This window comes from Paenibacillus sp. J22R160 (assembly GCF_059692135.1).
In genome coordinates, this window is record NZ_JCAUAU010000001.1 from 269764 (window position 1) to 281150 (window position 11387).

Genomic DNA, 11387 nt, shown 5'->3' on the forward strand with positions numbered 1-11387 from the left:
TATCAGTCTTCCAAATTGTACTCATCAAGGTCTATTGCGTCTTTAAAAAAATCCATAAAGCTTTTAATTAAGGACTGGTCTTTACTTATCATGAGGGTAAGTCCAGAATCCCAACAGACAATTTCTACTTCAGCTTTTGGATGTTGAACTTTGGCTCCTGGTTTCCAAAACCCTGGGTTACCATCAGCAAACGGAATAACGCTCAAATTATTAATATCAATCATCTCCGACTTTTTAAACCCTGATATTACACCCCAAATAAATTGGATTTTATTTATGCTAATTAAGTTTGTCAATTGTTCGCCTGAAATCCAGTATTTATTATCTCTATCCCAAGCCCCTTTGTTTATTTGATATTTTTCGAAGTAGTTCAAAAAATCATCTGGTATCCAGTTTAGTTCTAAATCTGTTAATAACCAATTATAATCGTGTTGTCGATTTTGAAGTGCCTCGAATATTGGTCCAAGGTATGTATAGTATTGAATCTGTTCAGAGTCTTTTAAAATTGCATTCAAAAACGTCGCCCCCTCACTGATGTAGGATATTTAAATAATTCGTTAAGTGACTAAACTATCCTGCCCTTTAGTTTAATAAAATAGGGAGCAACTGCCGCGGCAATCTGCTCCCTTGTTCGTTCAACTATTGTTCCCCGTTAGCACTGTGTTTCACTTTTTCACTCCATCAGCAAGTGACTTTAATACAAATGTTTATTTTTTAACCCAGCTCATATCATCATTTAGGTTGTAAACTCCTCGACCTGTTGATTTACCTTTTTCATCAACTTCTTGAAGTGACCATCTAGGAAATTTTATATTTTTATCTCTGTCTAAATTATCAAAATCAGGATCTCCGATCTGCTGTACTGTCCAATACATCCCATCCCAAAAAAATGACTTAACAACTGAAATAATCTCATTGACGCTTATATCTGCATCAACCATCTTTTTTATGACTTCTTTAGTATCTGGGTATCCATGTTTAATTAAATCATTAACATATTTCTCGGGATCATCAAAATCTGTGTTCAAACTCCTTTTTAAGCCATATAGGAATCTAAATCGTGCCAACTCAGCTGAATTATTATCAGTCATCTCCATGAATGTGCCATATAAAGGATTGGGATGCCCTAATTTTTCGAAAGCGATTATTAGATTATCTGCTTTTTCCCTGTTGTCTTTATCTAATGATTCAAGCCAGTCTTCTTTTTTCATTTAGCACCTCAATTATGAATGATATTTGATCAATAGATAACTTCGAAAGATAGGAAATTTTTGTGAGTGAAATAAAAATAATATGATTTGATAAATGCTTAATTCGGTCCGATATGACAATCAATTCCGCAAATCTGCCCGGTAGTGAAAAAGGTGAGTCAATAATAATAAAGATAAACCAATTAATGCGAAAACGCTTGCGATGATTCTTTGAATGATGAAATATGATTTTGGTTGTTCCCTTAAAGCTTTCCAGCTCTGAGTCATTTTCCATACGTAATATATAATGATGTGATTGGCACTTCCATCAACTCCACAAATTGTATTACTTATACATACGCAATAAAGTGTTCATGATTGCACAATTAAACAAATCTCCCGTTAGCGCAACTTAGCGCAATACGATTGGTTAACAATACTCTGATACGTAATTTTCAAGACCCTCTATCTGATTGTCTAAGGGGGTAATATCCCCCTTCTTTCCATAGCAAACTATACGCAAGTATTCCCCATATACTAAGGAGCAATTTTTAGGTGTATTCATCCAATTGTACCTTGTCATAGTAGGCTCATCATCTGAAAAATTTGTATCAAATGGATATGGAACATACTTAATATGCTGTGGAAAATGCTTTGTTAATAATCTCCATTGTCGCCCTGCACCATAACTTTTTGTGATAAACAACAAACTATCTATCTTATCAAAATCGAATATTTCTTTTGCAAACAAGACGTTATCTAAGGAGTTTTTAGAACGTTCTTCATACACAATAGCATCCTCTGGAACACCATTAGAAATAAGATATGATACAATAACTCCCGCTTGGGGTACGTCCCCATATTTCCAAGAAGGATGTATCATCCCCCATGTACTGTTGTTTCCTGTGATAATAACAGCTCTACCTAATTTTTTTTGATATGCTTCCAAAGGCTTTTCAAAATTACCAGGATGAGACCCACCAAACAAAAAAATTGCATCACAAGATAATGGCTCATGAATCTTAAGAAAACAAATATTAGTCATTTCCTCAATTTGTTTATTAGTAAGCTTTGGGACTTCTGGGTATTTGGGAATTGGTTTCTTTAGAATAGATATCACTCCTTAAAGGTTATGTAAAATTAATATTCCAGTAGCTCTTCTGCATTCCATTTTTTTGTATTTTAATTAACATAACTCCCGTTAGCTTACAGGCTGCCTATTTTACCGGGGTAGCCGCGCGTACTTATTGTTCATGGAGTTATCATTCAGCATTAACAATGTAAATGAGTAATGTTGGCAAAATCAAATAATTTAAAGCCCTCAGCGACACAACTAACTTTAGTGCATCTGCAACCAAATTGCTTTGCTCAACTATAAAATTCGGGTGTTTTTTATTCAGCTCATCTTGAGAAAATTCATTTAGTAAATAGTCTGTAATCAATCCGCCGTGAGTCACTATAACAATGCTTTCCTAAGGGTATTGAACTGATATCTCTAATAGACATGAAGACAAACGCTCACCAGCAATTCTTGCAGAATCTCCGATGGGAGGCAAAAAGTCCCTTTCTCTCGTACACCGATTCCACATTTCAACAAACTCCTGAAAGGTTTGTCCTGATATGTCACCCCAATTAGCACGTTCTCGTAAGCGAAGATCCTCTAAAATCGGTATTCTTGTTGCTTTACCAATGATCCATCGCAAAAGCAGTAAACTGTTTTGAAATGGAAGCAATTGAGAAGCACGATTTTGTATCGTTTTAATCCCGAACTCGATACTTGCATATCCGTATGCGTTCTCAAAAAGCACTTCACCTTTACGGGTGACTTGAATAACGCCGTAAAAGTCCCACAAGTCCAAATATTTGTTAATATATGTTTCTAGTTTCAATTGAATTGATTGGATCAGACCCCACTCCTCTCAAACAATTCGCAACCGAAATGACGAACCATTTTGATTATCATATACTCTTACGGCCATGTCTTGGTAGGAGACCATCCTACCGTTAGCCTAACCTCCCTCCTAGCCGAAAAAACGACAACCCGCTGGCTGCCGTCTACTCTCTTTCGTACCGTTATTCAATCATATAAATAAACCTTCTGATCGACATGAATCGAACCCGTCTTTTTAACAGAGGCATATACACCAAAACTTAAATTCATTTGCTCATTTACTTTCTTCAACAATATAGGATCGCGTTCAAGTGTATCCGGGTCAATCGTTATTATTGAACAACGCTCACAATAAGATTCGATTTGTAACTCTACTTCCCCTATAGATAACTGCTTTCCAAGCCAATCCTTTTCGTTAAATGTTTCTTCATCTAGTGAGATAACCAAGTTTGCTCTAAAACGTTGTTTATTTAGTTGCTTCCCCCATATGCCTTCAAGCTTTCGCAGCGAAGAGTCTGAAATAATAAGGATACTAGCTTGGTCAACAGACATAAGGCCAGGGTCCTCAGGGTTCGGCGCTTTATAGTCTGACATTGAGATTTTTCTTTTGTAGTATCCTTGAATTTCATCTAAAAGTTCTTCATTCCAACCAAAGGTTCTTCCATTAGGTGATGTAATGCGTATTCCCTCATCAACGAGATTAGCTTTATAAGTGAGCATATTAGGGATATTTCTAGCCGTGATAAAGCTATTCCAGCCCCCCTTTGTTTCATCAAGAAAAGCGCAAAAACGGTCCCCATATAACCCATATGTATCAATTGCACAAACTTCCAAGCTCTCTCCTGCGAATGATTTCACAGGATATCTGTGTATTTCATTAATTTGACCAACTATCGATGCCAGATTACTCCCCTCCGAATAACAATTTCGCCTTCGTTTATATATAAATGAGAACGTTATCTTCTTATCAGCTCGCGTGCTAGCGTCAAGGCCGATCGTACTCTGGATATTCTAGATGTTTGGCCTTGCTCGTGGATATACCTGTAGTCGGTTAAAATGACACCGGCATCCTTAATCGCATAAGAAAAATCTTCTTCAAGCATGAGGCGGTACTCCCAGACACGTTTCTCCCAGTGAGGGATGGTCTGAAGCATCGTTGTGTCTTCTACGCCTGGATGAATGTAAGTTTCACTAATGCCCTCCGGTAAATTGTACATTTTGGCAATCATCATTCGCTTAAAGCTTTCGTACGTTTCCCCTTCTTCCTCGGCAACAGGATGGGATAACAAATAGTCGGGAATCGCAACACCGAATAAACCTGCAAGCGCTGACGTCTTAGCGACGATCCGTTCCACGCCAGGAATCTTGGCTAACACGGTGTCGCTAGGATGTACTTTACGGAACAGTCGGAAAGGTATGTTCCACTTGGCACATTTCCTCAACACCTGAGGGAGGTGACTTCTCCCTGTAGCTACGCCGTACAAACTGCCCATATGGTTGTCAGCATGCGTAATGGGAATGCCATAACTCCGCAGGAGCTCATACTGCGCATCGAGTTCCCTTACAACAGCAGCTGTATGGACCTTTCGCTCGAATGCCTCTACCGTTTGGTGCATATACCCGTTCTCATCATGTAAGGACGCGTCACCCGTCAAGCTCTTCCAGCGCAGCGCGTCGAATTCACTGGTTAAGGTCAAGTGCAGTCCAATGTTGGACTGCCGTCTCTTCCTTGACCATTCCGCCGCTTCTTCAAACCCGGGAGCAGGAGCCATCATCGTAGCCGATGATACCTTGCGTTCCTCAAGCAAATGCATAATGGCCTTGTTCGTCGGCGCACTTTGACCGAAATCATCACAATTAATAATCAGAAACTTATTGCTCATAGCCGGTCGTCCTTCCCATTTTAACAAGTAACAAAGCTGATTTAAATATACCATAGGTCTAATACTCAATATATGCTTCAAAATCGCTTGTTTGTACGAATTTTCCTTTGTTAATATTTTTAAATGTTTTAGGATTTGTTCCCAAGTTCCTCTGTCGGAATCAGGTTTTTTTTGAAGCCTACTTTCATTTGGATCCCCCTCATTAATTTCCTGCCTTCAATTTTCTGTCAATCATTCAGACGTCGCCACAAAAATAGGCTGCCACTGATGCTGGCAGCCCACCGTATTGAAATCAAATTTGAACAAATAAAAGGAACGAATTCTATTATGCGGTCAATATAATCGGGCCATCCGCTGTAATGGCAATCGTATGCTCGTACTGTGCGGAAAGCGAGCCGTCAGCGGTTCTGGCGGTCCATCCATCGGCATCAATTGTCATTAACGCTTTACCGGCATTTAGCATCGGCTCAATCGTAAGAACCATCCCTTCCTTCAAGCGGAACCCTTTGCCCGGACTCCCGACGTGGGTATAATTAGGTTCCTCGTGCATTTCCCTTCCTACGCCATGACCGAGCAGATCGCGCACTACCGAGAATCCGTTACGCTCGGCATGGGTTTGAACCGCGTGCATCACATCGCCAATCCGGTTTCCGACAACAGCTTTTTCAATACCAAGATATAAGCTTTCCTTCGTTACCCGCATCAGATTACGGGCTTCTTCCGAGACTTCTCCGACCGCATAACACCAAGCTGAATCGCCGATCCAGCCATCCGCTTCCGCGACGATGTCGATCGTGACGATGTCGCCTTCCTTGAGCAGCTTCCGGTTCGGAAAACCATGCGCAATGACGTCGTTGACAGACGCACATGTCGCAAAAGGATAGCCGTTGTAGCCAATCGTATAAGCCTTAGCGCCATTCTCCTTCAGGAACCGCAGCGCGAACGACTCGATATCGAGTGTCGTGACACCTGGTCGTATCATACCTGCGATTGCTTGATGAAAAGCAGCGACAATTCGGCCGGCTTTTCTCATTTCTTCAATTTCTGCTCTCGATTTCAGGATGACCATACCATTCATCTCTCCTTTGACTGTATGCCTGAAAAAATCATATCGACGATCCCTTCCACATCCGTCTCGCTGCGCATATTGTGGTGGATGTTCAATGCTGCGCAGCCAACAAGCGAGCCAAATATCAGATTAGCTGTTTTCTCCGGTGATTTGGAACTGACTCCTTCACGAATCATTTCCACAAACGGCAAATAGATCCGTTCCTGAAAATCGGCAAACAGCTTGATGAACCGGTTTCCCGGGAAATGATGAAAATTATCTACAACCGATTTAAGCAAAATATACACGGAAGGATCCTGAATGCACTTGCGCAGGAGCAGCCTGGAGAACAGCTCAGCTTTAAGCAAACTGCCGCCATCCCCCGTCAAAGCGGGCAGTACGGCCGACTCTGTTCGGCTCAGGGCATCCCATAGTAAGTCTTCCAAGAGCATGTGCTTATTTTTGTAGTAGTGATACACGGTTCCGTAGCCGAGCTCTGCCTTGACCGCAACATCGCGTATTTCCAATTGAATGCCCTTCTCCAAATATACTTCCGCAGCCGCTTGCATAATTTGGTCCATCCGCATCACCCGGATCGCATCATTCTGTTCTTTGGTACGTGGTGACATAGCTCCTCCTTTTTAGACCTGCTGTAATGTCAATGTAAAATTAATATACCTCATTTAAAAGTAGGGATCAAGTACTTCTTCTATGCGCCTGTATTTTCTGACTGCCTATTTATTGACACCTATTATCTTAACTGATATATTTCAATAAACTATCAAAGCCTTTGCTACCGAATTGCTTGGTAAAATTCTTACTTTTAATGGGCAATACAAGCATTATCTTGGAACGACTTCCGACGACGATATATTCCGTAAAATTAATGAGGCCTGGCATACGGAGGACATCATTTCATCAACGGATTTACGTTCTGTTTTTGATGAGGTTAATCGGATTGCTGCGCAGCGAGAACATCCAGGCGAAAGTACAGTTAGAGCCCAAAACGTCTGCCTTTATCTATTTAAAAGAGTGGGGCGAACCGACACAATCGGAGGATTATCAAGTCGTCCAAATTGAGAACGGAAATTTCATAGCCTATGCCAAGGAATACGACATTGAGTTTGAATTTAATAACGTTGAGCAGAAGAACAAATTCCAGCAAGAAAATCAACGCCAGCTTGAACGTCGACTCCTATAAGTTCTGGGTGGACGAACCCTTCTACAATTATTTGCTAGGCGACTTTAAGTAAAAAAAAAGTTGGTCGGGACCCCGACCAACTTTTTTTAAGCATCCGCCGTTATCATATCGCAGCATTAACTGCCGAATCCCATGCTAGTGCTGCCCCCGCTACGAGGGAAGCCTGTCTTTAATCGTATACAATTCACAGTCCAAAATGTTCATCTCTTCCAACGAAACCGCAGGCTCCGCGCTGCCCGGCATAAAAATCTGTTCAAAGCTAACGCCTTCGATTTTAAATTGATCCTTACCCCTTATCTTCGACGGCAGCTGCCCGGCATCTCGAACTTTGATGTTCCTTAACGTTACATGCGTAACCGGCCCTATCCCTCTAAAATGCTCTTCAATCTCTAATTGCAGCCAATAGGGCCCGTTTCGATGATGAATGACTTGCTCGATATCAATATTCTCGAACGTAATATTTTCCGCGACAGCTGTGCCGAATCGATGATGAACCGCAATGGCCCGGCTGGTTTGGTAGACGTAACCGTTTTGAAACGTTACATGCCGCTGAGGCTGCTGAACCCCCATGCCTACTTTAAAAGCAGCGCAGCAGGTCCATGCGATAACATCCTGGAACATCACATGCTCCAGCGCTTGCGGCGTGCCCGGCCAATTCCGGGCAATATCCGTCGTTTCATCCCATGTTTTGGTAGAGTACGGATCATCCTCCGAAATGGCGATCGTGTGCTGAACAAGCACATGCTGCGACTCAACGATGTCAATGGCATCATCCTCGTAGTCAACTAACGATTGAAAGCCCTTATAGTTCGTAATGTTAATATGGTTGGAACGAGTTGGAATGAGCGCCCATAGACCGGCATCTCGCCCGATAATGCCATCAATCGTAAAATGTGATGTTGCCAATGGAATGATCAGATTGCTGACAAAGCTCTGATTCGCTCGCAGCCAAGACCCATTGCCATCGATCGTTCCTCTCCCCATAATGGCAATACCGGTTGACTCAGGCTCAGTTTGAATCAGCCACGTGCCGTCTAAGTTCAAACTATCCTTATGGAAATCAAAGGTGTAGTCATCTCTCCTATTCGACGCTCGAAGGACAGACCCGCCTTTTAAATAGAGAGTAACATGGCTTTTCAGTGTCAGATTACCGATCAAAAACACGCCCTCGGGCACATAGACGATCCCTCCGCCGGCAGAGTTAGCCTCGTTAATAGCATTTTGTATAGCAGAAGTGGCAAACGTTGTTCCCGTGTTATCGGCATGAAAGTCCGTAACGATATGATAAATTCGATCCCCAATGGAAGAAGGAGGGTTCTCTTCAAGGGGGTCAGCTGCTAGGACCAGCTCTTTCAAATCATTGATTTTCACGATTAAATAGCGGGATTCCTGCAGGTCAAAAGAAAGCTCATTCCCGTTCACGGTACCTTGGATTTCAAAGGCCAACGGGCTAATGGAATAGCTGACGATTGGCTCACACACCTTGATGGTGATGGCAGCAGCGCCAGCAAAAGAGAAATGAGCATAATCATAATCGCGATCCGTCAAAAAGGAAATGACCGGAACGGTCCTATCGCTAGCTTTTACCGAAAAGTAGGTCGATTCCGTGTAAATCGATGGTACGGCGTATGTCTCAATCATTGTTTGCATGGGCTATCTCTCCTTGGTTTCACAGGTTATATAAGGCGCAGACTGCAAACCGAACTGCACAAAGGTGTACGGTTCGTATGCATCGGCATGCCTTTCTCAACAATCCTTACTGATGCACCTTCCTATAGTCGCCAGGCGTGGTTCCGATCATTTTCTTAAAAGCACGAATGAAGGACATTTGATGTAGGTAGCCGACCCGCTCCGAAATTTCTTGAATCGGAAGGTTCGTGCCACGCAGCAGCTCCTTCGCATGCTCCATCCGAACCTGGCATAAGTAGACGACGAATTTCTCGCCGAAGTCCTCTTTGAACAAAGTGCTCAAGCTGGAGGCATTCATATGGAACTGATCGCTTAGACTGGATAGGGACAGATCGGGATTGTTGAAATTGCCCTCGATATATTCCTTCACTTTCTGTACGACGCCATGATTCCCTTTGCTTTCGCGGATCGCTTCTATTTTTCTGGCAGCAGAGTTGAGTGTCTTCGAATAGAAAAACTCCAGCTCTTCCAACGTCTCAAGAGCATCCATATTTTCATCCCAAGGGGTTCGAAACTCGCGATTCCACAGCTCTTGATAATCCGGAGGCAGCTCCATCATTTCCCGGTAAAAATAATAGTTCATATAGCTTAGAATACCGCTAATTTCTTCTCTCGGCAGCATCAATCTGCGCAGCCCTTCAAACAGGAGCCGCAATTGCTCCTCCCAGCCGTCATTGCCTACCCGGAACGCTTGAGCGATCGTGCGCACATATTGCAGATACACATAGAGATCATCGTGCGACAGCAGCTCGATCTCCCAATGTCCGATTACGCGATTACTGCCAAGCGCTGATTTATAATCAAGCGCCCTTGCAGCCGCCTCATAGGACTGCACGATGACATTTGCTTCCGATACGGTGTTACCTAACCCAAATGTTACCGTTAAATTCAAATTATCCTGCAGCCACTTGCGCACCTGCTCGGATACTTCGAGCATAAGCGATTCCGCAGGCTGTTGCTGCTCTTCAAAGAAGATGATACACAACCGGTGATTCGTGATCCATTCCTGCCAAATGCGAAGACCTTTCGCTTCAGCCGTCTCTTCGACGACCTTTTTCAAAATATACTTGAAAAGTCCCTGATCCTTCCGTGAATGCTGACTCAGAAAGTCGATATATTTGTCGATCTCGCCAATGCTGACCGATGCGCTGCCGAAGGAAGCAATGCCCATCTGGCGAAGCTCCGCTTCCCATTCCGCCCGATCAATCGGATTGCTTCCTTCAACGAGCTCCTTAAACAACATAAGCTGTCTATATTTTTCATTTACCTTGGACTGTGTCTCGTATTCCTCACTTACCTCGATCATGGTGCTCAGCGTGTAATCGATATAAGTAAGCTCATCAACCGAAAGGCCTTGAATCGGATTATGTTTGTGCACCTGGTTATATTTCTGGATGCGCGACATGATCGTTTCAATCGGTTTGTAGTTTTGACGCGTAATATAGACGACCCAGCCAATTCCGATCAGCATACCAAGGAATCCAATAATGAACCAACCGCTTGTCATATAAAAATAAATGTTGCCAAGACCTTCCGTCTTGAAGCTATTCGAATACTTCCAACCCGTATATCCCGACACCAGCGTCGTATCACCGGCTTTCGCTTCCATGCCGGAAGCTCCGAACAGTTGATTGCCCTCGGTATCGCTAACCGCGATTTTGTTAACTTCCGAATTCCCGTATTTCTCCAAAAGTTCTTGAATCGCAGACATCTTGATATTCACAACAAGAAGTCCAATCCCCTTGCTATTAATGGGCACGCCGCTGCTGATGGAGATGATGCTCTCTTCTACGGGATTCCCATTCTGAATGGTGCGGAACGTGCGTGGAACACTCCATCGGCCTTTTTGTGGATGATTCACGTTACTTTCAATGTAAGCGCTATCCTCGAACTGTTTAATATTTAAAATCGTTTTATCGCTAACAATCGTTCCGTCACCCGCTCTGTAAATATAAACGGAATCGATCCATGCATTCGAAGTTGTCATGTTTTGAAGCAGCTGCGAAAGCTCAATGATAAACGAAGAATCGCTCTCCATGCCAACAAAGGACGTGAGTTTCACATTTCTCGTATTCGTCTCCAGCATCATAATCTCAATCGACCTCAGGGACATGTCGATGCTGTTTTGGATATTTTGAACATAAACTTGACTTGATTTCATCGCTTCTTTTCTGGACAGGTCATTGAGCTGCACAATCCCGATAAAAACAAATAAGCAAACTATCATGATGAGTACCGGTAAATAGGAAAGAAGCAAGCGATGAAACCATTTTCTTCTCATGGATGAAATTCTCTCCTTAGCATGATTAGTACAACTATCTTATCATACAGCCCCGATACGTGGGCAATATACATAATTTCGCTGCATAGACACACATGGTGAAAAGGCCTCATGCGCCTGATTAGCGCTAGAGAGGCCTTTTAGAGTGAAAATGTCCTTACGGATTATAGCTCACCTTGACATCATCCACGCTCATCGAGCTGG

The 11387-nt window shown here is 42.8% G+C and carries 10 protein-coding genes and 1 pseudogene; 1 reads left to right on the forward strand and 10 read right to left on the reverse strand.

The annotated features are described in order from the left end of the window. Nucleotides 1-2: 2 nt before the first annotated feature. The 8 genes from AC58UW_RS01085 to AC58UW_RS01120 form a co-directional block, all read right to left on the reverse strand. Nucleotides 3-515, reverse strand: coding sequence for a hypothetical protein (locus AC58UW_RS01085; protein ID WP_497418877.1), 513 nt, complete (start codon nt 513-515; stop codon nt 3-5). A 192-nt stretch (nt 516-707) separates the two neighbouring features. Beyond that, nucleotides 708-1211: a hypothetical protein gene (locus AC58UW_RS01090; RefSeq protein WP_497418878.1), complete on the reverse strand. Its 504-nt coding sequence runs from the start codon at nt 1209-1211 to the stop codon at nt 708-710. Nucleotides 1212-1620: 409 nt separating this feature from the next. Further along, entirely contained in the window at nt 1621-2235 is a 615-nt protein-coding gene (locus tag AC58UW_RS01095; RefSeq protein WP_497419311.1) for a YdcF family protein, read from the reverse strand. A 427-nt stretch (nt 2236-2662) separates the two neighbouring features. Continuing rightward, nucleotides 2663-3079: a hypothetical protein gene (locus AC58UW_RS01100; protein WP_497418879.1), complete on the reverse strand. Its 417-nt coding sequence runs from the start codon at nt 3077-3079 to the stop codon at nt 2663-2665. Between the two features lie 188 nt (nt 3080-3267). Next, nucleotides 3268-4026, reverse strand: a complete 759-nt coding sequence (locus AC58UW_RS01105; RefSeq protein WP_497419312.1) for an MOSC domain-containing protein — start codon at nt 4024-4026, stop codon at nt 3268-3270. An 11-nt stretch (nt 4027-4037) separates the two neighbouring features. Continuing rightward, on the reverse strand, nt 4038-4964 hold the full coding sequence (locus AC58UW_RS01110; RefSeq protein ID WP_497418880.1) for a polysaccharide deacetylase family protein: 927 nt from the start codon (nt 4962-4964) through the stop codon (nt 4038-4040). Between the two features lie 325 nt (nt 4965-5289). After that, nucleotides 5290-6033 carry a type I methionyl aminopeptidase gene (map, locus tag AC58UW_RS01115; RefSeq protein WP_497418881.1) on the reverse strand — a complete coding sequence of 248 codons (744 nt, stop codon included), beginning with the start codon at nt 6031-6033 and terminating at the stop codon, nt 5290-5292. Between the two features lie 5 nt (nt 6034-6038). Then, entirely contained in the window at nt 6039-6641 is a 603-nt protein-coding gene (locus AC58UW_RS01120; protein WP_497418882.1) for a TetR/AcrR family transcriptional regulator, read from the reverse strand. 160 nt (nt 6642-6801) lie between these two features. Here AC58UW_RS01120 and AC58UW_RS01125 point away from each other — a divergent pair. Continuing rightward, a pseudogene (locus AC58UW_RS01125) lies at nt 6802-7265 on the forward strand (hypothetical protein); the annotation flags it as partial. Between the two features lie 98 nt (nt 7266-7363). Here AC58UW_RS01125 and AC58UW_RS01130 read toward each other — a convergent pair. After that, on the reverse strand, nt 7364-8863 hold the full coding sequence (locus tag AC58UW_RS01130) for a glycosyl hydrolase family 28-related protein (RefSeq protein WP_497418883.1): 1500 nt from the start codon (nt 8861-8863) through the stop codon (nt 7364-7366). Between the two features lie 106 nt (nt 8864-8969). Further along, nucleotides 8970-11183: an AraC family transcriptional regulator gene (locus AC58UW_RS01135; RefSeq protein ID WP_497418884.1), complete on the reverse strand. Its 2214-nt coding sequence runs from the start codon at nt 11181-11183 to the stop codon at nt 8970-8972. Nucleotides 11184-11387: the final 204 nt, after the last annotated feature.